Origin of the sequence: Hyalangium minutum (assembly GCF_000737315.1) — a bacterium.
In the GTDB taxonomy this organism is placed as follows: Bacteria; Myxococcota; Myxococcia; order Myxococcales; family Myxococcaceae; genus Hyalangium; species Hyalangium minutum.
In genome coordinates, this window is sequence record NZ_JMCB01000006.1 from 681,440 (window position 1) to 701,408 (window position 19,969).

Sequence of the window (19,969 nt, forward strand, 5' to 3'; positions counted from 1 at the left end):
CACCAGCGGCACGTGTCGCGTGAGACTCCGGCACAAGCCGTCTCGAGCTCCGAGCTCGAAAAGGGCTCTCGCCGGCTCATCACCGCTTCACGCACCTGCTCGCTCGTGGCGCCGCGGCCGCTGCGGATCTGCCCCATTCCTGCCCTTGGCCCCTACCTGCCACCTGTAGGAGCGGGCGCCGCGCGAGGCTCGGTGTCCGCCGCCCGCCAGGGCCAGCCGCCGCCCGGCAGCCCGAGCGCCGCGTAGAGGTCCCTCAGCCCCGAGCAGAACACGCCCACCGCCATCAGACCGAGCACGAGGCGCAGGGCCTCGGGCACGGGCACAGGCTCCACGGCCAGCTCCGTGGGCAGCTGCCACGCCGCGAGCAGCACGGGAGCAACGTGGCCCAGCACCGCGCCATAGAGGATGCCCATCACCGCGTGCGTGCAGCGCTCGCCGGGGAACACGCCGCCCAGGGGCTTGCGCACGCGGTCCTCCACCACGAAGTCCGCGAGGGTGATTCCAATCTCCGTCACGATGATGACCGCGAGCACCGCGGCCCACGCGCCCCTCCACGCCACCCACGGCAGGCTCCCGAAGAGGAGCGCGTAGAAGAAGTCGCGCACGGCATGGAGCATCAGCTCGGGCCGGGTGCCTGGAACACCTCCGGGCAGGCGCGCGCGCCACTCGTGGTAGTAGAGCGTGTCGAACGCGCCCAGCGCTCCTTGGATGGCGAGCAGCCACAGCGCGGTGCTCATGGCGCCTCCTCCTCCGGCCTCACGAGCCCCTCATAAGTGAGCAGCCACCCCGCCATCGAGGAGCCAACCGTCACTCGTACCTGCATTCCTTCTGGGACTCCCAGGGCCGTGGCCTCGATGCGTGGGGCGAGCACCCGAGGCAGCGGCAGCCGCAGCGGCCCCAGGCAGAGCCAGGCACCGACCTGCTCATAGGCGATGCCTCCCTCCACTGGGCGCACCTGAAACACACACTCCACCGGGCCGAGCTGTTCACCGATCAGCCCCCCCTCCCGGGCGCGCTGCACCGTGGTGAGCACATGTCCACCGAAGCTGCGCTCCCAGCGCTGCAGGGCCCCGTCCTGCTGGACCACGAGCCGGGTGGGCACCTGCTCACCGGCCACTGGAAAGCGGCAGAGCCATCCCAGCACCGCGGACATCACCCCCGCGCCCCGGCGAATCGTAAAAGGGCCTCGGGCACATCCCGGCTCGTGCAGGCGGCGCACGGTGGCAGGCAGCCCGGACCAGCGAGGCCCCAGCACCTCCTTATAGAGCGAGGAGCCCTGCAGCTGTCTGAGCATGGGGGCGGCAGCCGCCACGAACGTGGACCTCCCAAAGAGACTGAAGGCCCGCAGCATACGCCGCGCGTGCCCCCGGCCGCGACCCGCCTCCCGGCCACTCCCGGGTCAGAGGTAGCGGCCGATGAGCCGGGGGAACTGCTCGGCCAGCCGCTGGAGCAGCCCTCGCCGCAGCCAGCCGCTCGCGTGGATCTCCCGCGCATGCCCCAGGTCGTGCTCGAAGTCCTGGGCCAGCTCGCCCGCCAGCGCCAAGTCCTCCACCACCAGCGAGCCCTCCTCCACCACATCCAGCGAGAGCGGATCCATGTTCGTCGACCCGATGACGCTCAGCCGGTCGTCCACGACGATCGTCTTGGAGTGCATCATCGACAGCTCGTACTCCCAGATGCGCACCCCGGCCGCGAGCAGCCGCGCATACGAGCCCCGCTGCCCCTCATGCACCACCTTCACATCGTGGTGGCGCCCCGGCACCAGCACCCGCACGTCCACGCCCTCCTTTGCCTTCAGGATGAGCAGGTCGCTGATGTCCTGGGGCGGGATGAAGTAGGCGTTGGCGATCCACAGCCGGTGGCGGGCCGCGGCGATCGCCACCATCGTCATCCGCTTTCCATCCGAGAGGTAGAGCTCTCCCGTGCTGGCCACGAAGCCCGCGCGGGCCTCGCCGGCCGGTGAGAGCGCCGGGAAGCACGCCTCGGGAAGAAAGCTTCCGCCTGCCTCTTGCCAGTTCTCCGCAAAGGCCTGCTGGAGCTGCCGCACGGCGGGGCCCCACACCCGGACATTGCTATCGCGCCACTCGTCGGCGTTGCGTGCGTCTCCCTCCCAGCTCTTCCAGATGCCCCACCCTCCGGTGATGCCGACTTCGCCATCGCGCACCACCAGCTTGCGGTGCATCCGCGACAGCATGCGCGTCAACTGAAGCGAGGCGATGGCCCCCTGGACGGACCGGAAGACGCGCGTCTCGCAGCCCACCGCCGCCAGCCGAGGGGCCACGGCCTCGAAGTTGATGCTCCCCATCGCATCCACGAGCACCCGGCACTCCACCCCCGGCTGCCGCTCGCTCAGCGCGCGGATCAACCGGTCCGAGGGCTCTCCCGGCCGCCAGATGTAGCTGAGGATGTGGATGCTGGAGCGTGCCGCGCGCACCTCCTCCTCGATGGCATCGAAGATGCGCCCATTGTTCACCCGCTCCACTCGATGGCCCGGCTCCAGCGCCACGCCCGTGGATTGGAAGAAGGCCTGAGACAGTCCCTCGGGCCCATCGGGCACGCTCCGGAGGCGGAGATCATGCGGATGGTTGGGGTAAGCGCAGCCCAGGAAGGTCGCGAAGAGGATGAGGACGGGCCAGCAACGAATCACCTGTGGAAGCTATGTCCCCCGGCCTGCCCGGGCGCGAGGACACACCGCTTCTGAAGGCCGTATGGACAACAAGTGACACTTCGCGGAGTGAGGCAGGAGACGGCTCCCGCGGGAAGTCTGTCGGCTGCCGGGCGCCCGCGCGCATCTGCTGCCGGCCGCCAGTAGCACTCTCTGCGCATCGTGGGCACACGTTGGCCGCCACGGACACCCGACTCCTATGGGTGTGCGCGGACAGCCCATGATGAAGATCTCCCTGGTCACTCTGGCACGAGGCGCAGTCTTTCTCTGGCTCCTGTTCTGGGCCACCACCTCCTTCGCGCAAGCGGATGCCTCCGGTGTGGACTGGAGGCCCGGCGCGCTCTCCGCTCCCACGGCTCCACCGGCCACCGACGCCCCGCTCTCCACCGGAGCCTGGGTGGCCCATGGCACGCTGACGCTGGTGCCGCTCGGAGGCCTCTACGCCGCCAGCCGCTTGGGAAACGAGCGCGCCTGGGCCGCCGGAGCCCAGACGGGTGCGGGCATGGCGGCGGCGTGGGTGCCCTCGGGACTGCTCTTCTTCCGGGCCCAATCCGCGGGCCCGCGCTGGGCGGAGTGGGAGGTGTCCCTGTTCGGCCTGGGAATGGTGGCGACGCCAACGCTGGCGGGGCTGGGCACCTGGACAATGGGCGAGTGGGCCTTCCATGGCAGCCAACACCGGGAGCGAGCGCTCCTGGGAGCCCTGGGCGGAGCCACGGTGGGCACCCTGCTCGGCGTGGCGACTTATGAGGTGCTGGAGCGACTCGCTGCGCCGGGCTCTCGAATGAACGCGTGGCGCCGAGGCATCGCGCTGGGCTTCGTGGGCTCGGGGGCCACGGCGGGCTACCAGTGGGCCGGGGGCGGCCCCAGGGATCGCATCCGCCGGTAGCGCGGGAGTCTCACCGCAACAGCTTCAGCGTGGACAGCGAGCGCTCCACACGGCCCGAGCGAGGCCCGAAGTCCCGCTCCGGCGCGGTGAAGGTGAGGAGCACGAAGCGATCCGGCCTCGGCAGGAAGTACACGAGCGTGCGGGCTCCGCCCTGCAGGAACTCGTAGCGCGCCACGGGTCCCGCGTCGATGGAGCCCCGCGAGGTGTTCATCACCTTGCCCGGCAGCGGCACGCCCGCGGCGCCCAGCACCACCTCCGGAGCGGCGTCCAACGGAGGCGGAGTGCCCGGCACCGAGCGCAGCTCCAGCCCACCCTCGAAGTGCGCCACCGCTGGCGGGCCGGCCTCCTCCGAGGTGAACTTCACTCCCGAGGGCGGCTCGTACTCGAGCCCCAGGGCCTGTGAGGAGAGAGGTCTCGAACACCCCAGGGCCAGGGGCAGGAGCAACAGCGGTAGGGCGATGGCTCTCACAGTCTCAGCACTCTGCCACTTCTCGTGCCCGCAGAAATAAATCCCACGAAATTCGGCTCCAGCGACCAAACAGGTGAGAGGGCCGCGGCGTTTCGCCGAGCCCATCGGGCGGAACGTGCCCCGTGCGCGCCGCCCGTGTCTCGACGTCCAACCACCGCACTCGCTGTACTGGCCTCAGGAGGGAATGACCCGTGCTGCCCTTGTCATGTCTGGTTGCCACCACGCAACGTCAGCTGGATGACGCGCTCCGCGTTCGATGGAGCGTTTTCGGGGAGGAGCTGCGGCTGCTCGGAGGGGTGCTGCCGCCGGTGCCTCGCGAAGTGGACTGCTTCGACACCCTGTCCACCACGGTGCACCTGGTGGTGTACGCGGGCTCCAAGCCCGTGGCCACCTCCCGCCTGCTGCTGCCCAACGCGGAGGTGTCGCTCCTCACGGGCCGAAGGCTCGGCATTGCCCTGGAGCAGAAGCTCGACGTGTCGAGCGTGGAGGGCCCGGGCCTCTCGCTGGCGGAGAGCACGCGCTTCTGCATCCTCAAGGAGTGGCGCCACTCCGAGGTGCTCGTGCGGCTGCAGGCCGGGCTGTACCAGGAGAGCCGGCGGCGCGGCGTGAGCCACTGGATTGCCTCGGCCAACACGGAGACGGACTGCGCCGAGGACGCGGAGCTCGTCTTCCAGGTCGCTGCGGCCCACGGGCTGGTGAGCCCGCACTGGAGGGTGCGAACATTGGCATGCCATGCCTCACCCGAGCCCCCGGAGGCGCCCCTCTACACGCCGTTGCAGCGGGCCCGCGCGCATCAGGGGCAGCTCGAGGGCCTGCGCTTGCCTCGGACGCTGGCGCTCTTCTCGCGCAAGATGGGCGCACGCTTCATCGGCACGCCCCTCTATGAGACCGGCTTCCGCCGCTTCTCCATGCCGCTGATCGCCGCGCTGGATGACATCCCGGCCACCACCCTGGCCCTGTTCGACGCCCTGGTCTCGGACGCCCCTCGCGCGGCCTGAGCCGGGCACCTTCTTCCCCTTTCACCCTCAACCCAACCCGGGACCGGAAGCGGCCCCACAGGAGACGTGTATGCAGACGCAGACGCAGAGCTGGACGCAGGTGGACTGGACGAGCGCGCTGGAGGACGAAGCGCGCCTGTTGGTGGAGGAGCTGGACATGCACCCGGCGGCCCAGCGCCTCTTCCGAGGGAGCATCGACGCGAACGGCTATATCGCGTGGCTGTTGCAGACGTACCACTACGTGCAGTGGACGACGCCGCTGCTGGAGCAGGCGGGCCACCGGATGAAGCGGCAGGGCCGGCACGTCATGCTGGCCGAGCTGCTGCTCCAGAAGGCCTCGGAGGAGCGCGGCCACGAGCGGTGGCTGCTGGCGGACCTGAAGAACCTGGGGTGGACGCGCAAGCAGGTGGAGGCCTCTCACCCCTGCCGAGCGGTGGAGGCGTATATCGCCTGGAACCGGTTCCAGTCGGAGGCGGGCTCGCCGACGGCGTTCCTCGGCACGGCCTTCGTGCTGGAGTACCTCAGCGTGCACCGGGCGGGACAGGCCGTGGAGGGAATGCTGGCCCACGGCGCCATCCCTCACGTCCACAAGGCCGTCACCTTCCTGCGGGGACACGCGGGCGCGGACAGCGGACACGTGGCCGAGCTGATGGCGGTGCTGCGCACCCTGACGGATTCAGCGGAGCAGGCGGCCATCCTGTTGTCGGCCCGCAACACCCGGGCCCTCTACACCGGCCTCTTCCCCGAGCCCGAGTGGGCAGGCTGAGGGGCTTCACGTCCGGGCCGCCCGGTTCATCAGGGCGCCCCGGCTGTCCACGCCCAGCTTGTCGAAGACGCGCTGCAGGTGCTTCTTCACCGTGCCAATGGAGCAGTTGAGGTGCTCGGCGATGAGCTTGTTGTCCCAGCCTCGCAGCACGCCCTCCACCACTTCCACCTCGCGGCGGGTGAGCACCTCGCGCCAAGCTGGCGGCACGACGACGGCGGCCACCTCCTGAAGCAGCAGCCCCCACAGCCGTCCGCTGCCTCGCTCCGGCAGCGGGACAAAGTTCACCCGAAGGGACATCCGCTCCTGATGGAACGTGAAGAAGTTGGACTCTTCCCCAGGGTGTTTCCGGCCCGCGGTCAGCAGCCTCAGCCGCTCCATCAAGACAGCGGGCAGCCCGTGCTCATCGAGCACCTCGTCCGGGAACCAGCGCTTCAGCAGCGCCGTGGCTCCCGGCGTGCGCATCCGCTCCTCGAAGGCGGAGACCCTCACGATGCTCTCCACGCCCTGGAGCTGGATGAGACGCTCCAGCGTGCTGCCATGTGCCCGGGACTCGCCCATCTGCCGGCAGTTGTGCACCGACTTGGCCAGCAGCGGCGTGATTCGTTGCATCAACGCGCGCTCGCGCTCCGAGAAGGGCTGGCGCGGATCCCGGTACAGCATGAAGCCGCCATGCCAGTCGTGCCCTACATCCAGCATCACCGCCATCACATGCTCCAGCGGTGTGCCCAGCTCCCGGTGGCGCTGCGAGGGCCGGGGCGGCTCTTGCGCTGGGCCCATACCGGGCACCACGTTGTCCAGGACCACGTGAGGCTGTTGCACCACGTCCCGCATCACCTCCGCCGGCTCCCTCTCATAGCGGGTGAAGTCCTGGGGAGGGATGGCCGCCACCATCCAGTCATACTCGGGCAGCCGGCCGGGCTTGGAGATGCAGATGGCCGCATAGTCCGCTGCCAGCAATTGGGAGAGGACCTCATAGGCGCGCGCGAGCACCTTTGAGAGGTCCAACGAACTGATGAGCGCATCCATCAATTCGAATGTCAGCCTTTGCTCCGAGTCGAAGTTCAACGGGTGCTCCATGGTGTGCTACTCCCTCCCCAGCCGGGCCGCCAACACCGGCCCGGACACACGCCCCGGCAGAAGAAGGAAGAAAGAGCTGCCAGTTACACTTTTGGGTACTGGCAGGTTGGGTACCCGGGGTGAACCTCATGGGTAACCTCAACCTGCTCCGCAATGTAAGGGCTTTGTGGTACCACTAAAGTGGTATGGGCCCGTGGCAGGCTTCAGCGCGAGAGTGTGGACAGGTTGTCGTTACGAACAACCGCTCGGAGCACGAGCTCGTACCTATGCGGAAGAGCCACTTCGGGTCTGTCTATTCGGACCCCGACCCCGAAAGACAGAACAAAGGCACGAGGGGCGGGCCGGGCCCTGGGGGATCCGGCCTGCCCCCGTAGCACACATGCCCGCTCTCAGCGCGCCAGGACGGAGGCCCTGATCTATTGCCGGGCGAGTAACTCCTGGGCCGCCAGGATGAGCTTGGCCCGGTTGGGCACCAGCAGCTTGGCGTAGATGTTCTTCTGGTGAGTCTTCACCGTGTTGATCGACAGGTGAAGCTGCTCGGCGATGGAGAGGTTGTCCACGCCGCGCAGCATCCACTCCACCACCTCCAGCTCCTTGGGGGTGAACAGTTCGCGCCACTGCAAGGGGACCGGGATGCTCTTCATGTGAAGCATCTCCTCCATCAACAGCGCCCAGGGCCGCCGGAGGCTCTCGCGGTACAGCGTGAAGCCCCCGTGCCAGTCGCCGCCCGCGACAGCATCTCCGAGTCACGTAAGATCGTGTTGGGGTTCTTCATCACGGCGAGCCGGAGATGGCCGCGTAGTCCGCCACCAGGACACACTTCCGAGAGACCTTTATCACTGACACGAGGCTCCCCCCCTCACCCATCCGGGTGAAGCCTTCCCAAGGCAGGTGACTGTACCCTCCCCCATTGCCTCGCTGTCTGGGGGCGCGCCGGAGCTGTCCCACCAGGGGAGCGGGCCGGGTCCGGGGGGGAGCCCGACCCGCTTCCCTGAGTGGGCAGTCTGGGTAAACCAAGACCCAGCGAGACGGGCTCAGCGGCCGCTGCCACCCGCCGCCACCCGCCACGCGCGGGCCAGGGCCGAGGCCGCCACGTCCACCTCCTGCGCCGTGGAGCCATGACCCAGCGTGAGGCGCACCGCGCCCAAGGCCTCCTCGGGCGGCAGCCCCATGGCCAACAGCACGGAAGAGGCCGTCTCCCCTCCCTCGTGGCACGCCGAGCCCGTGGAGGCTGCCACCTCGGGGGCGCCCGCCAGCACTGCGCTGCCGCGGACGCCAGGGAAGCGGACATTGAGCGTGTTGGGCAGCCGCTCCGTGGGGTGCCCGGTGAGCCGCATGCCCGGCACCTCCGCCTGGAGCCGCCACCAGAGCCGCTCGCGCAGCTCCACCAGCGCCGCCATGCCCCGCTCGAGCCGCCCGCGCGCCAGCTCGCACGCGGCGCCCAGGCCAACGATGGAGGGCACGTTCTCGGTGCCCGGCCGCCTGCCGTGCTCCTGCCCACCTCCGAGCACGAGCGGCTTCAGCGGTGTGCCACGGCGCACGTAGAGCGCTCCCACACCCTTGGGCGCGTACAGCTTGTGGCCCACCACCGTGAGCAGATCCACCCCGAGCTCATTCACAGACACGGGCACCTTGCCCACGCTCTGCGCCGCATCCGTGTGCACCACCGCGCCCACCCTCCGCGCGGCCGACGCCAGCTCCCTCACGGGCTGCAGCACCCCCGTCTCGTTGTTGGCGTGAATCAAGGTAACCAGCGCGGTGCCGCTTCGGAGCAGCTCCGTGGCCTGCTCCAGGCGCAGCCGCCCTTCCGCGTCCACCCCCACCCAGGACACCGCGTGTTCCCGCTCCAGGTGGCGGCACGGCAGCGCCGTGGCGGGGTGCTCGATGGTGGAGGTGAGCAGGTGCCGCCGCTCGGGCTGGGCAGCCATGACACCCCGGATGGCCAGGTTGTTGGCCTCGGTGCCTCCGGAGGTGAAGAGGATCTCCTCCGCATGGGCGTCCAACAACCTCGCGACCTGCTCGCGGGACCGCTCCACCGCGGCTCTCGCGCGGCGGCCGTAGGGATGGGTGCTCGAGGGGTTGCCGAACTCCTCCCGGAGGTACGGCAGCATCGCCTCGAGCACCTCAGGCGCCACGGGCGTGGTGGCGTTGAAGTCCAGATAGATGGGGTGCTCGGCGTCTGGCATGGCGGGCTGGAGGCGCGGCTACGGCTCGCGCTTCACGCTGTCTCCCTGGAGGCGCAGCTTCACGTCCGCGTGGTTGGGCAGTACGTCGTCCTCATCCACGATGTTTCGCGTGTCCACCGCCACGCGCAGCGAGTACACGCCATCCGGCACGTTGGTGATGTCCAACCACTGGCACGGCAGATCCGACGTGTAGATGTCCGCCCAGCCCGGCGAAATGCCCAGATCCAGCCCGAAGTCCGCGGGCGGCGCCGCGTCCATGCAGTAGGGGTTGAAGTCGATCAGATAGAAGCCCTGCTTGCGCCCGGTGGCCGTCACCACGTTCTTCTCATCCTTCAGCTCATAGTGAGCGAACTCGATGAGATGGTCATGCGCGTGGCACGAGTCGTACTGGTAGAGCGACGGATCCGTCGTGGGCCCGGGGATGACCATGGGCCCCTTGCCGAAGTTGGGAATGGAGACGCTGAAGCGCAGCAGGCGCCGCTCGCCCGTGCCGCTCACGCAGCCCTCGAGCACCTCGCACGAGGTGTCCGAGAACGCCTTGCGCTCCACGTAGAGCGATCGGCCCAGCACATCTCCGTCCACGGTAAGGTCTGGCTTGCCACCCGTGCCCGTGACGCAGTTGCGCTTCTCCGGCAGGAAGGGCGCTGGGTTCTGGTCCGGCACCTTGCCCCCGCTGAGCACGATGACCTTGCCCGGGTTCGAAGACTCCCAGACAGGAGGGATGCCCACGATCAGGTCGTCCCGGCCGTCGCCATTGAGGTCACCCGCAGGCAGGAGCTTGAGGCCGGTCATCTCCCCCTGCGGGCCCTCGAAGGAGTCCGACGCCGGCCACGCCCAGCTCGGGCGCAGCTCCGCGGAGAGTCCCTGCTCCGGGGTGTAGAGGTACAAGCGCCCCGCCGCGGTCACCACGAACTCGGTCCGCTGGCCATCGCCGTCGAGGTCCCCCGCCGGCTCGATGTCGCGCCCGAAGCCTGTAAAGAGCGGGTCGCCCATGACGGACCAGGCTGGCACTGTGGAGAGGCCTCCCGTGGCGGCATCGGAGAGGTGCAGCCACGTGCGCCCGCTGGTGTATTCACCCACGAAGAACTCCGCGCGGCCATCCCCGTTCTGATCAGGGAAGACAGCCTGAACGGTGCGCGCGATCGTCCAAACGGGCTGGGCCGTCACGGGCCCCTCGCACACCAAGGAGCTGCCCGGCTTGCAGCCCAGGTAGAGGGACGACTCTTCGTTGAGCCCGATGAGCAGGTCCGCCGCGCCGTCTCCGTTGGTGTCTCCCACCTGGCGGGTCGAGGTGGCCGGGAGAGTGCGAACCAGGGTGAACGGCCCTCCCTCGCCCTGGGGCGTGGCGAGGTAGAGCGAGGCCATGCCGGCCTTGAGGCTGACGAGGTCATCCAGCCCATCGCCATTCAAGTCGCTGAAGTGGGCGCCGCCAAAGATGCCGTTGCCCGGCACGCGGAAGACAGGCGCGGCGAGCACCGTGCTCAGGTCCGCCTTACCGGTGAAGACCTGCACTCCATAGGTGCCGCGCACGAGCAAGTCCGCGTAGGCGTCTCCATTCACATTGCCGGCAGCCACCGTCATGCCGCGGCCGGAGGTGCGACTATGGGTGTTCTGCCAGGTCATGTCCGCGAGCACGGAGTTTGGCGAGAAGAATGAGTCCATTCCCGCGTAGAGGGCCACCCGGCCCATGCTCTGCGTGGTGGACCAGCCACAGGTGGGCAGCGCAGCCACGAGGTCCTTGCGCCCATCCCCGTTGACGTCTTCGAAGGCGAAGGAGTTGCCGAAGCAGAACGCACCGTTCTGGGTGCTCTGCTCCAGGGACCAGATGGGCTCCTGGGAGAGCGTGGGCTCGGGGGCCGGTGAGACGGGCTCGTCATCACAGCCGGAGATGGCGGCCACGAGGGCGGCGAGGAGCAGGGGGCGTCTGGGGATCATCATGACAGGGGCTCGAAGGTGATCTTCGTTCCTTGGGGGCGGACGAAGTAGGTGTGGACGGTGAGGCCGGGGTGGGTCTTGCGCAGTTCTTCAGCGGCGGCTTGGAGATCCTTGAGCTGCTGCTCGGCGACAAACTCCGCGCCCAAGGCGCCGTGGCGGGTCTGGTAGTAGCCGCAGCCCGCGTGGGCCAGCAAGAACACCTCCTGGATGTGGTGGCCGCGGATAAGGAAGTTCGCTGCTCGTGTGATCATGTCGCTCTCGAGATAGTCCGCAGACCAGCGGTTGAGCAGGCCTGGGCCTCCCGGGATCGTGAGCGTGTCGATGCGCTCGTGACCGAGGTGCCTGGCCAACTCCTCCACGGCGTTCGTGAAGCGCCCATCCGAGCAGTACACGGCAAGGCCAGTGGGGTGGCTGGCCTCGTAGGGGACCTTGGCAATGAAAGGCTTGGACATAGGGAGGCCGAGCGTAGGCGCGCGCGCTGCTCCGCCCAAGAGGCAGGCAGTCAACCGTGACGGTTTGCGGGCTTGCACATCCAGGTAGGTGCACTGATCACCTCATCGTCGCCACCTTCCCTGCATTCTTCTATGGACTCCGCCTCCCCCATGGCTCCGCCAAACGACGCGCCCTTCACCTTCAGCCGCTCGGAGAAAGTCTTCACGCTGCTGGGCGCGCTGCTGGGGATGCTGCTGGCCGCGCTGGACCAGACCATCGTCGCCACGGCGGGACCCGCCATCCAGGATGACCTGAGCATTCCGGCCTCGCTCTATTCGTGGATCACCACTTCGTACCTGGTGGCCTCCACGGTGATGGTGCCGCTGTGGGGCAAGATGTCGGATCAATTCGGGCGCCGGAAGATCCTCGTCACCGGCATCCTCGTGTTCCTGGCGGGGAGCTTCCTATGTGGCGCGGCGTGGGGGACGGTTCCGCTCATCCTCTTCCGGGCGGTGCAGGGGCTGGGGAGCGCGGCGCTCTTCACCAGCGCGTTCGCCGTGGTGGCGGACCTGTTTCCTCCCGCTGAGCGTGGCAAGTACCAGGGGCTCTTCGGCGGAGTGTTCGGCTTGTCGAGCGTGGTGGGCCCGCTGGTGGGCGGCTTCATCACAGACACGTTCGGCTGGCATTGGGTCTTCTTCATCAACCTGCCGGTGGGCGTGGTGGCGCTGGCCGTCATCTTCCTGCGCATGCCCGCGCTGCGGCGGCCTCGGACGGCTCCGCCCAAGTGGGATCTGGCGGGTGTGGCCTGTTTGGTGGTGGCGGTGGTTCCCCTGCTGCTGGCGCTGAGCCTCGGCCGGAGCCACACGGCGCCAGGAGAGGCGGGCTTCTCGTGGGGCTCGTGGCAGGTGCTGGGGCTGTTCGCCGTGAGCCTGGTGGGCGCGGTGCTCTTCGTGCTGGTGGAGGCACAGGCGGATGAGCCGCTCTTGGACTTGAGGCTGTTCCAGGAGAAGACGTTCGCGCTGGGCAATGCGACGGTGTTCGTCATCGGCGCGGTCTTCCTGTCGGCCTTCACCTTCCTGCCGCTCTTCATGGTGAACGTGGTGGGGCTGTCAGCGACGCGCTCGGGGTTGACCATCATGCCGCTGACGCTGGGCGTGGTGGCGGGCAACGTGCTCTCTGGGCAGCTGGCCTCGCGGCTCGGGCGCTACAAGGTGCTGATGCTCGGAGCGCTGGTGCTGCTGTGCGTGGGCTTCGCGGTGATGGGCTTCACGCTGTCACCGGACTCCACCCAGGCCACCGTGACGGCGAAGATGGTGCTCATGGGGCTGGGGATGGGCCCCACCATCCCGCTCTACACGCTGGCCATCCAGAATGCGGTGCCGCCCCGGCAGATTGGCGTGGCCACATCGACGACGACGTTCTTCCGGCAGCTCGGATCCACGGTGGGCGTGGCGCTGGCGGGCGTGGTCTTCGCCTCGGCGCTCTCCCACCCGATGCAAACGCGGACGGAGCAGGAGGCGAGCGGGACGCCGGCGGAGGTGCGATCGCACCTCGGCGTGGGAATGCCTGGGGTGTCGGGCGAAGGCGGTGAGGCGCCTGTTGCGAGCCAGGGTCTCCGGATGGATCGCGCCACGAAGGAGGCGTTCACCCAAGCCACGTCCTCGGTGTACCGGGTGGCCATCTGGGTGACGCTGGTGGCGCTGGTGCTGACAGCGCTGCTGCCCGAGCGACCCCTGCGGCGAGGGCCCATGCCCCCGCCGCCCATGGAGTAGGTACGCTCAGCAGTTGTTGCCGGAGGGGCACTTGCAGGCGCCCGACTTCACCTTCTGCGAGCGCGTCTTCTCGGCGTCCGTGCGGTAGTCGTGGTGACCGAGACAGTCGTCCGTGCCGCGCTGGTTCTTCATCGCCGCGTGGTCGCGCGTGTCGATCTCACACTCGTTCCTCGAGGTCTTGTAGACGTGGTACTTGTCGTTCGCCAGGGCGGGGGCCGCCAGCAGCACCACTGCGCTCGCCAGGGCCATCGTCATCTTCCGCAGCATGGGTTCTCCTCGCGTTTCGTCATGTGCCCGGGGGCTGAATGCCGCCCGCAGCACCGAGAGTAGAGCCCGTGGGTCTGTCATGGGCCCGGAGTCTTCGGAGCGCCCACGACCGGAGCGGCAGGCGCGGTCGGATGGACCTGGCTGGGCGGCGCAACCAGGGAAGGAGCCTTGGACGGCGCGGCCGGGCGAACCAGCAGGCTCGGCATCTCCGCCATCGCATAGGTCATCCACGCCACGGCCGCCGTGCTTTGGGCGAGCGCCTCGGGCTCTACCTTGTCGAGCGTGTCCGCGTGGGTATGGTGGTAGTCGAAGTAGCGGCTGGCGTCGGTCCTCACACTGAACATGGGCACCTGGGCCGGGACGAGCGGTGACAGGTCCGCGCCCCCCGCCTCGCTCGACAGGAGCGTGGCCGCGCCCAGCGCCGTCAGGGGGGCCAGCCACGGCCGCACCAGCTCGGAGCCCCCTTCACCGGCTCGGAGCTGGACGCCGAGAGGCCGCCCACCGCCCGAGTCCATCTCCAGTGCGGCCACGTGGCGGGGCAGCTCGGCGGCATGGGCATCGGCATAGGCCTTGGCGCCGCGCAGGCCGTTCTCCTCGTTCATGAAGAGCACCACGCGCACGGTGCGCCGAGGCGCGGGCTTCTGCCGGGCAATGAGACGCGCAGCCTCCATCACCATCACCACGCCAGCGCCATCATCGTGCGCGCCCGAGCCCACGTCCCACGAGTCCAGGTGGGCGCCGATCAGGACGATCTCCTCAGGCTTCTCGCGGCCCTTCACCTCGGCCACCACGTTGAAGGAGTCGGCCTCCGGGAGTTCCTTGCACCCGAGCACCAGGCGTACCCGGACTGGGCCGCCGCTGGCCAGCAGACGATGGAGCAGCAGCGCGTCCTCCACCGTGACAGAGGCCGAGGGGATGGGCTTGATGCCTTCCGCGAAGCCAGTGGCTCCCGTGTGGGGCGTGCTCAGGGACGCAGTGGCCAGCGAGCGCACCAGCACGCCCACGGCTCCGGCCTTGGCTGCCGCGGAGGGCCCACGGCCGCGCAGCCCAGCGAACTTGCCGTAGTCCTCGGGCACCTTCATGTCGTGGCTGAAGAGAACCACGCGGCCTTTCACGCGATCGCCGAGTGCGGCCAGCTCCTCGAGCGAGGACACCTCGACCACCTCGGCCGTGATGCCCTCGGGGGGCGTGGGGGCGCTGCCGCCCAGCGCCATGATCTGGAGGGACTTGCCCCGGAAGCGCTCGGAGGCGAGCAGCTCGCCGTGCTCCTCGCCTCGGATCCAGTGCGGCACCTTGACGGGCTCGGTCCAGGCCTTCACGCCATCGGCCTTGAAGGAGCGCAGGGCCCACTGCACGGCGGCCTCGGCGCTCTCGGAGCCGGAAAGGCGCGGGCCGATGGTATCGGTGAGCTCGGTGAGACGGGCCCAGGCATGGCCCTCGGTGAGCGCGGGCCCGACGAGCCGCTCGGCCATCTGGAGCTGAGCGGCCTGAGGCGATGCGCTGCTCGAAGCACCGGCCTTGGGAGCCGAGGGCGCGGCGAGCAGGCTGATCATCAACGCGGGGGAGAAGATAAGAGAAGTCGCGGACACAAGACACTCCGGGAGAAGGAGCGCACTCTCCGGCGGCAAGCGATCCACGGCAAGCGTTTCCCGCGTGCGGCACCGCCAGAGATCCGAAATGGTACAGCGTCTTCTTATCTTCCCACGTATCCCGGTCCCACCGGCCTCCCGATCGAGCAGGTGCCAGCACGCTCAAGAGGCCTTCCGGGAGGCACCCGTGGCGCGTGTGCAACTGTGGAGTGTCTTCATCCTCGGGCTCGTGGCAACAGGAGGGCTTGCTTGTACGAAGTCAGAAGCGCCCACCCTCCGGGCCCAAGAGCCGCTCGCGCTAGACGCGTCGGGCGAGACCCTGAGCCTAGATGGAACCAAGGTCCCCATCGTAGCGAGCTGTGCCAATGGGCAGCTCGTCCAGAAGACGGGTTCGGGCTGGAGCTGCGTCACCCCGGGACCTGGAGGAGTTCCAGTGACGTGGAACTCCGTGACGGACAAGCCCACCACGTTCCCTCCCACGGATCACACCCATGCCTTCTCGGCGCTCACAGGAGTCACCGCCAGCACCGAGTGGCCGGGGACCCAGTCATGGGCCCGAGTGACAGGAGCGCCGGACTTCGCGCTCTCGAGCAGCGTGGGGTCGATAACGAGCCGCGTCTCTTCGGTCGAGGGGGGACTCACGACGGTCCAGGACCGACTCACTCAGGTGGAGGGACGCGTCGGCTCGTTGGAAACGGGGGGTGGAACGTCCAGTTCCCTGGTGATGTCCATCCGCTCAGAGGACTCCGCGCTGACAGGCGCGGGCTACTCCTTGGTCGGACTGGGCAGACCCGAGAGTTTCTCTGCGCGTGCGCAGATCCCCTCGGCAACCAGTCACGTCATGGGAGCTGCCGTTCTGGGAACCAAGGTCTACGTAGCTGGCGGCTATCTCAGCTCCTCCTCTTGTACCGCCAATCTATGGGAGTACGATCTCGCCACCGATAAATGGAGGTCACGGCAGCAAATGTCCGTGGCCCGCTATGGACAGGTTATCGTCGGCGCCCGCGGCAAGGTCTACGCCATTGGCGGTTACGTATGTAACAGCACCAGTGGCACCCAACTCACCGAGATCTATGACCCCCAACTCAATACCTGGACTTTGGGGGCACCCTTGCCGGATCACAACCATCACGCTGCCGCGTACGGGATCCTGTCAGATGGGAAGCTGCACGTGGTAGGGGGAGTCGACACCATATCCGGCGGGATTAGCAGCCGTTCACACGTCGTCTACGACTTCGACACGAACAGATGGAGCACGGCTCGCGACCTGCCGGTTGCTCGCCACTGGTCGGCCTCGGGAGTTCTGCCCGACGGCCGCCTCATCTTGGCAGGAGGACATGACGGCTCCAGCTATCGAGCCGAAACCTATCTTTATGATCCCGCCACGAACTCCTGGGCTCAAGTGGCGTCCATGCCTGGGATCTTGGCCTACCACACTGGAGCTGTCATCGCCGGGCAGCTACACACCTTCACAGGTTGGGACACTGCAGGCAGAAACTACCATTATATCTATGATCCGCTTTCTGGCACATGGTCGAGTGGAGCTGCCGTACCCTTCACAGGCTATGCGCCTTCAGTTGCCCAGCTCCGCGGGGGCGCACTCATCATTGGCGGGTGGACCAACAGCGCGATCACCAGCGTCTACGAGTACCTGGCACCGCTCTACCTCTACTCCAAGTAGCGCCTTGGCTGAGGGACCCAAGGCAGTCGCGAGGGGTTCCCTGAATGAAGCCCGTCACCAGCGTTTCAAGCGCACCGGCTCTCTCACCTAGAGTTTGAGCGCATGAGCCTGCGCCCCAAGCCGTACTTGCTGCTCTGCGTGCTTCTGGCCTCATGCGCCTCGGCGCCACCCGCCCCGCGGGCTGATGACGCGAACGCTTAGGCTTGTGGAGGCTCGGCTGCCGCCTCGGTCCCTTCTGCAAAGGAACAGGCTGCTGTCGTCGAGGGCTTCCAGCCGTGCGAGTCCTCTAGCGAGGACGCGTGCTTCTCGCTCCAATGCAATCAGCCAGCCTGTACCCTCTTCCGCCAAGAGGACACCGAGGCGGGCCGCGTCGTCCCCACGCGTGGAGTGGGCCCCCTCCGCCCGCCCACTGCCACGGCCCAGCGCTACTGGGCGGGCCTTCTCATCCCCTTCCCGCGGGACAGACCCGTCTTCATCATCCCGTGGAATCACCACACGCCACTGCTGCCGAGCCAGCGGAAGATGCTCGAAGAGGCACTCAGGATTGCCCAGGAGCCTCACGAGAGGCACCACATCTTTCCCCAAGAGACTGGGCTCAAGGAGTGGTTTGAGGCCCAGCGCGTCAACATCCACCAAGAAACAATGCTGCTGGACATCCCTACGCACCGCCGCATCCACTCAGGGGCCAAGGGCGGCCCTTGGAATCAGGCATGGCGCGACTTCCAAAGGACCCTTGCCGCAGCAACGAACAAGGAGATGCACGAGCATGCCTGGGAGTTGATCAAACGTTTCAAGCTGGTCGGCTTCATCCTTCCCTACTACGACAAGCCTCCCTACTTGCTGCCGCCGCCCATTGAGTACTGACCCCATGCCCCGCTTCTATGAGCTCGACCACGATGAGTCCTCTCCGTGGAAGGGCTGGTTCACTGCGGCACACAAATGGAAGCTGCCAGGAGTTCACTGCCCGCAGTGTGATGCAATCTGGGCAGGCTCCGGACTTGCTTATCCAGCTGTCGATCTCTCTGATCATCCCGAGCGTGGGAAATTTGAGAAAGCCCGGCTGGAGGAGAACTTCATGGAGTTTGAGCGTCTTCGCTCAATCCTCCGTCCTTGGGTGCCTGACGGATTCATTCTGGAACCCGGGACCGCTTTCGGACCGCTGGTCGGACGTGTCACAGGGCAGCTCGCCCCCCTTGTCCTTTTGAAGTCGGAATTCAACATGCTGGCGAGCCGCGAGATCTTGGAGGCGCTCCAAGGTGAAGGCCTCGGCGGAATCCTGGGCTGCCGGACAGAGCTGCGCTTCCGTCACAAGAACCCGCCCGAGTGGCTTGAGCTGCAGATCGAGCCTCACGGCCTGCTTCACCCCGATTGTCTTCCACAGGGCAGGCCGCCCCCTTGTCCGAAGTGCGGCCGCGATGGCTTCAGCCTCCCTGCGGAACCCATCCTCGACGCCGCCTCACTCTCCCAGCAGCTGGACCTGTTCCGGTTGGCCAACTTCCCCACCGTCCTTATCGGCACCGAGCGCTTCAAGGAGGCAGTGGAGCGCCATGCACCCCGCTGCCTCTCCTTCCGCGAGCTGCCCCTGCGATGAGCGGCGGCCCGCGGCTCTCTCTCAGTCCTGCTCCGTCGTGAGCGTCAGCCCCAGCGCCCACGTCTCGCCACCCTCGCGCTCGAAGAAGATTGAAAGAAACCCGCAGCCAGCGTTTCAAGCTCGCCGGCCTCCTCACCTAGAGTTTGAGCGCATGAGCCTGCGCTCCAAACCGTAGTTGCTGCTCTGCGTGCTTCTGGCCTCATGCGCCTCGGCGCCACCCGCCCCGCGGGCTGATGACGCGAACGCTTGGGCTTGTGGAGACTCGGCTGCCGCCTCAGTCCCTTCTGCAAAAGAACAGGCTGCTGTCGTCGAGGGCTTCCAGCCATGCGAGTCCTCTAGCGAGGACGCGTGCTTCTCGCTCCAATGCAATCAGCCAGCCTGTACCCTCTTCCTCCAAGAGGACACCGAAGCGGGCCGCGTCGTCCCCACGCGCGGAGTGGGCCCCCTCCGCCCGCCCACTGCCACGGCCCAGCGCTACTGGGCGGGCCTTCTCATCCCCTTCCCGTGGGACAGGCCTGTCTTCATCATCCCGTGGAATCACCACACGCCACTGCTGCCGAGCCAGCGGAAGATGCTCGAAGAGGCGCTCAGGATTGCCCAGGAACCCCACGAGAAGCACCACATCTTCCCTCAGGAACCTCGCCTCAAAACCTGGTTCGAGCGCCAAGGCATCAACACCCATCAGGAAACGATATCGCTGGACCTACCGACACACCGCCGCATTCACCTTGGCGCGCGCGGTGGTGCTTGGAATCAGGCGTGGCGTGATTTCCAGGACGCAAAACCCGGTGCTACCAAACAGCAGATGTACGAGCATTCCTGGGAACTGATGAAACGCTTCAAGCTCGTAGGCTTTGTCATCCCCTACCACGACAAGCCTCCTTACTTGCTGCCACCGCCGATCGAGTACTGACCTCATGTCCCGCTTCTATGAGCTTGGCCACGATGAGTCATCACCTTGGAGGGGCTGGTTCGCCGCAGCCCACAAGTGGGGGTTGCCTGGAATTCACTGTCCCCAATGCGATGCCATCTGGAACACTCCTGCCATCGCCTTTCCCTGCGTGGATCTCTCCAACCACCCCGAGCGTCCGAAGCTCGAGAAGGCTCGGCTTGAAGAAGACTTCTCGGAGTTCGAGCGTCTGCGCTCGACGCTGCGTCCCCTCATCCCCAAGGGGATGCCCCTGGATCCTGGAACCACCTTTGGACCCTCGATAGGCACCATCACGGGAGAGCTTGGGCCCATCGTCCTGCTGCGATCCGAGTTTCACATGCTGGTGCGTCGTGAGGCTCTGGAACTTCTCCAATCCGAGAACCTGCGGGGCTTGCTGGGTTGCGCCACCCGGCTGCGCTTCCGCAGACGCGTCGGACCCGAGTTCCTCGAACTCCAGATCGAGCCCCACGGTTTGCTCCACCCCGACTGCATCCCACTGGGCAAGGCTGACCCCTGCTCCAAGTGCCGACGGTACGACTTCAGCCGGCCCGAGCACCCTATTTTGGACGGCGCCTCACTCCCCCAACACCTGGACCTGTTCCGGTTGGCCAACTTCCCCACCGTCCTCATCGGCACCGAGCGCTTCAAGGAGGCAGTGGAGCGCCATGCCCCCCACTGCCTCTCCTTCCGCGAGCTGCCCCTGCGGTGAGCGGCAGCCCGCAGC

General features: G+C 67.4%; 20 protein-coding genes and 1 pseudogene. 9 read left to right on the top strand and 12 right to left on the bottom strand.

The features are described 5' to 3' along the window. Nucleotides 1–152 precede the first annotated feature (152 nt). The 3 genes from DB31_RS18250 to DB31_RS18260 all read right to left on the bottom strand — a co-directional run bounded on the left by DB31_RS18250 (nucleotide 153) and on the right by DB31_RS18260 (nucleotide 2,647). Nucleotides 153–737: a hypothetical protein gene (locus DB31_RS18250; protein ID WP_044189248.1), complete on the bottom strand. Its 585-nt coding sequence runs from the start codon at nucleotides 735–737 to the stop codon at nucleotides 153–155. Further along, nucleotides 734–1,294 (bottom strand): DUF4166 domain-containing protein, encoded by a 561-nt coding sequence (locus tag DB31_RS18255; protein ID WP_044190081.1) that lies wholly within the window; start codon nucleotides 1,292–1,294, stop codon nucleotides 734–736. Before DB31_RS18255 ends, DB31_RS18250 begins: the two co-directional genes overlap by 4 nt. Nucleotides 1,295–1,399: 105 nt before the next feature. Beyond that, nucleotides 1,400–2,647 carry a phospholipase D-like domain-containing protein gene (locus DB31_RS18260; RefSeq protein WP_052420067.1) on the bottom strand — a complete coding sequence of 416 codons (1,248 nt, stop codon included), beginning with the start codon at nucleotides 2,645–2,647 and terminating at the stop codon, nucleotides 1,400–1,402. Between the two features lie 238 nt (nucleotides 2,648–2,885). Between DB31_RS18260 and DB31_RS18265 the strand changes: the two genes are divergently transcribed. Beyond that, on the top strand, nucleotides 2,886–3,551 hold the full coding sequence (locus tag DB31_RS18265) for a hypothetical protein (protein WP_052420068.1): 666 nt from the start codon (nucleotides 2,886–2,888) through the stop codon (nucleotides 3,549–3,551). Nucleotides 3,552–3,561: 10 nt separating this feature from the next. On the opposite strand, the gene DB31_RS18270 is transcribed toward DB31_RS18265, so the two are convergent. Then, on the bottom strand, nucleotides 3,562–4,020 hold the full coding sequence (locus tag DB31_RS18270) for a hypothetical protein (protein ID WP_044189251.1): 459 nt from the start codon (nucleotides 4,018–4,020) through the stop codon (nucleotides 3,562–3,564). A gap of 191 nt (nucleotides 4,021–4,211) precedes the next feature. On the opposite strand from DB31_RS18270, the gene DB31_RS18275 reads away from it, so the two are divergent. After that, entirely contained in the window at nucleotides 4,212–5,018 is an 807-nt protein-coding gene (locus DB31_RS18275; RefSeq protein WP_044189253.1) for a GNAT family N-acetyltransferase, read from the top strand. 70 nt (nucleotides 5,019–5,088) lie between these two features. Then, entirely contained in the window at nucleotides 5,089–5,784 is a 696-nt protein-coding gene (locus tag DB31_RS18280) for an iron-containing redox enzyme family protein (protein ID WP_044189255.1), read from the top strand. A 6-nt stretch (nucleotides 5,785–5,790) separates the two neighbouring features. Here the strand turns inward: DB31_RS18280 and DB31_RS18285 are convergent, their stop codons facing one another. The 5 genes from DB31_RS18285 to DB31_RS18305 form a co-directional block, all read right to left on the bottom strand. Next, nucleotides 5,791–6,861 (bottom strand): LuxR C-terminal-related transcriptional regulator, encoded by a 1,071-nt coding sequence (locus DB31_RS18285; protein WP_044189259.1) that lies wholly within the window; start codon nucleotides 6,859–6,861, stop codon nucleotides 5,791–5,793. 416 nt (nucleotides 6,862–7,277) lie between these two features. Then, nucleotides 7,278–7,505, bottom strand: coding sequence for a response regulator transcription factor (locus DB31_RS18290; protein WP_169787065.1), 228 nt, complete (start codon nucleotides 7,503–7,505; stop codon nucleotides 7,278–7,280). Nucleotides 7,506–7,895: 390 nt separating this feature from the next. Then, a complete protein-coding gene (locus DB31_RS18295; RefSeq protein ID WP_044189260.1) occupies nucleotides 7,896–9,047 on the bottom strand; it encodes a cysteine desulfurase family protein in 1,152 nt (383 codons plus the stop codon). Nucleotides 9,048–9,065: 18 nt separating this feature from the next. Beyond that, complete coding sequence (locus DB31_RS18300; protein ID WP_240486749.1) at nucleotides 9,066–10,985, bottom strand: lysyl oxidase family protein; 1,920 nt, start codon at nucleotides 10,983–10,985, stop codon at nucleotides 9,066–9,068. Beyond that, complete coding sequence (locus DB31_RS18305) at nucleotides 10,982–11,434, bottom strand: carbonic anhydrase (protein ID WP_044189263.1); 453 nt, start codon at nucleotides 11,432–11,434, stop codon at nucleotides 10,982–10,984. Before DB31_RS18305 ends, DB31_RS18300 begins: the two co-directional genes overlap by 4 nt. Before the next feature lie 150 nt (nucleotides 11,435–11,584). Between DB31_RS18305 and DB31_RS18310 the strand changes: the two genes are divergently transcribed. Continuing rightward, nucleotides 11,585–13,186 carry an MDR family MFS transporter gene (locus DB31_RS18310; RefSeq protein ID WP_063769241.1) on the top strand — a complete coding sequence of 534 codons (1,602 nt, stop codon included), beginning with the start codon at nucleotides 11,585–11,587 and terminating at the stop codon, nucleotides 13,184–13,186. 6 nt (nucleotides 13,187–13,192) lie between these two features. Here the strand turns inward: DB31_RS18310 and DB31_RS18315 are convergent, their stop codons facing one another. The 3 genes from DB31_RS18315 to DB31_RS49630 all read right to left on the bottom strand — a co-directional run bounded on the left by DB31_RS18315 (nucleotide 13,193) and on the right by DB31_RS49630 (nucleotide 15,684). Next, nucleotides 13,193–13,453, bottom strand: coding sequence for a hypothetical protein (locus DB31_RS18315; protein WP_044189267.1), 261 nt, complete (start codon nucleotides 13,451–13,453; stop codon nucleotides 13,193–13,195). Between the two features lie 77 nt (nucleotides 13,454–13,530). After that, a complete protein-coding gene (locus DB31_RS18320) occupies nucleotides 13,531–15,006 on the bottom strand; it encodes a M20/M25/M40 family metallo-hydrolase (RefSeq protein ID WP_083968426.1) in 1,476 nt (491 codons plus the stop codon). A gap of 519 nt (nucleotides 15,007–15,525) precedes the next feature. Next, nucleotides 15,526–15,684, bottom strand: coding sequence for a hypothetical protein (locus tag DB31_RS49630; protein WP_169787066.1), 159 nt, complete (start codon nucleotides 15,682–15,684; stop codon nucleotides 15,526–15,528). A gap of 82 nt (nucleotides 15,685–15,766) precedes the next feature. Between DB31_RS49630 and DB31_RS49635 the strand changes: the two genes are divergently transcribed. The 5 genes and pseudogenes from DB31_RS49635 to sitI6 (DB31_RS18345) all read left to right on the top strand — a co-directional run bounded on the left by DB31_RS49635 (nucleotide 15,767) and on the right by sitI6 (DB31_RS18345) (nucleotide 19,954). Beyond that, complete coding sequence (locus DB31_RS49635; RefSeq protein ID WP_240486771.1) at nucleotides 15,767–16,723, top strand: Kelch repeat-containing protein; 957 nt, start codon at nucleotides 15,767–15,769, stop codon at nucleotides 16,721–16,723. A gap of 234 nt (nucleotides 16,724–16,957) precedes the next feature. Then, nucleotides 16,958–17,587: pseudogene (gene sitA6, locus DB31_RS49640) on the top strand (SitA6 family polymorphic toxin lipoprotein); the annotation flags it as partial. Nucleotides 17,588–17,591: 4 nt separating this feature from the next. Beyond that, on the top strand, nucleotides 17,592–18,314 hold the full coding sequence (sitI6, locus tag DB31_RS18335) for a SitI6 family double-CXXCG motif immunity protein (RefSeq protein ID WP_044189275.1): 723 nt from the start codon (nucleotides 17,592–17,594) through the stop codon (nucleotides 18,312–18,314). Between the two features lie 187 nt (nucleotides 18,315–18,501). Next, on the top strand, nucleotides 18,502–19,227 hold the full coding sequence (gene sitA6, locus DB31_RS46615) for a SitA6 family polymorphic toxin lipoprotein (protein ID WP_169787068.1): 726 nt from the start codon (nucleotides 18,502–18,504) through the stop codon (nucleotides 19,225–19,227). A 4-nt stretch (nucleotides 19,228–19,231) separates the two neighbouring features. Further along, the gene (sitI6, locus tag DB31_RS18345) at nucleotides 19,232–19,954 is read left to right on the top strand and encodes a SitI6 family double-CXXCG motif immunity protein (protein WP_044189278.1); all 723 of its coding nucleotides are present in this window, start codon (nucleotides 19,232–19,234) and stop codon (nucleotides 19,952–19,954) included. Nucleotides 19,955–19,969 lie beyond the last annotated feature (15 nt).

What these genes read in the sequence shown, in the direction of transcription:
- DB31_RS18280 (WP_044189255.1), top strand. Translation starts at nt 5,089, where the DNA reads ATGCAGACGCAGACGCAGAGCTGGACGCAGGTGGACTGGACGAGCGCG.
- DB31_RS18295 (WP_044189260.1), bottom strand. Translation starts at nt 9,047, where the DNA reads ATGCCAGACGCCGAGCACCCCATCTATCTGGACTTCAACGCCACCACG.
- DB31_RS18265 (WP_052420068.1), top strand. Translation starts at nt 2,886, where the DNA reads ATGATGAAGATCTCCCTGGTCACTCTGGCACGAGGCGCAGTCTTTCTC.
- DB31_RS49635 (WP_240486771.1), top strand. Translation starts at nt 15,767, where the DNA reads ATGTCCATCCGCTCAGAGGACTCCGCGCTGACAGGCGCGGGCTACTCC.
- DB31_RS18315 (WP_044189267.1), bottom strand. Translation starts at nt 13,453, where the DNA reads ATGCTGCGGAAGATGACGATGGCCCTGGCGAGCGCAGTGGTGCTGCTG.
- DB31_RS18320 (WP_083968426.1), bottom strand. Translation starts at nt 15,006, where the DNA reads ATGATCAGCCTGCTCGCCGCGCCCTCGGCTCCCAAGGCCGGTGCTTCG.
- DB31_RS18310 (WP_063769241.1), top strand. Translation starts at nt 11,585, where the DNA reads ATGGCTCCGCCAAACGACGCGCCCTTCACCTTCAGCCGCTCGGAGAAA.
- DB31_RS18305 (WP_044189263.1), bottom strand. Translation starts at nt 11,434, where the DNA reads ATGTCCAAGCCTTTCATTGCCAAGGTCCCCTACGAGGCCAGCCACCCC.
- DB31_RS18255 (WP_044190081.1), bottom strand. Translation starts at nt 1,294, where the DNA reads ATGCTCAGACAGCTGCAGGGCTCCTCGCTCTATAAGGAGGTGCTGGGG.
- sitI6 (WP_044189278.1), top strand. Translation starts at nt 19,232, where the DNA reads ATGTCCCGCTTCTATGAGCTTGGCCACGATGAGTCATCACCTTGGAGG.
- sitI6 (WP_044189275.1), top strand. Translation starts at nt 17,592, where the DNA reads ATGCCCCGCTTCTATGAGCTCGACCACGATGAGTCCTCTCCGTGGAAG.
- DB31_RS18290 (WP_169787065.1), bottom strand. Translation starts at nt 7,505, where the DNA reads ATGAAGAGCATCCCGGTCCCCTTGCAGTGGCGCGAACTGTTCACCCCC.
- DB31_RS18250 (WP_044189248.1), bottom strand. Translation starts at nt 737, where the DNA reads ATGAGCACCGCGCTGTGGCTGCTCGCCATCCAAGGAGCGCTGGGCGCG.
- DB31_RS18300 (WP_240486749.1), bottom strand. Translation starts at nt 10,985, where the DNA reads ATGATGATCCCCAGACGCCCCCTGCTCCTCGCCGCCCTCGTGGCCGCC.
- DB31_RS18285 (WP_044189259.1), bottom strand. Translation starts at nt 6,861, where the DNA reads ATGGAGCACCCGTTGAACTTCGACTCGGAGCAAAGGCTGACATTCGAA.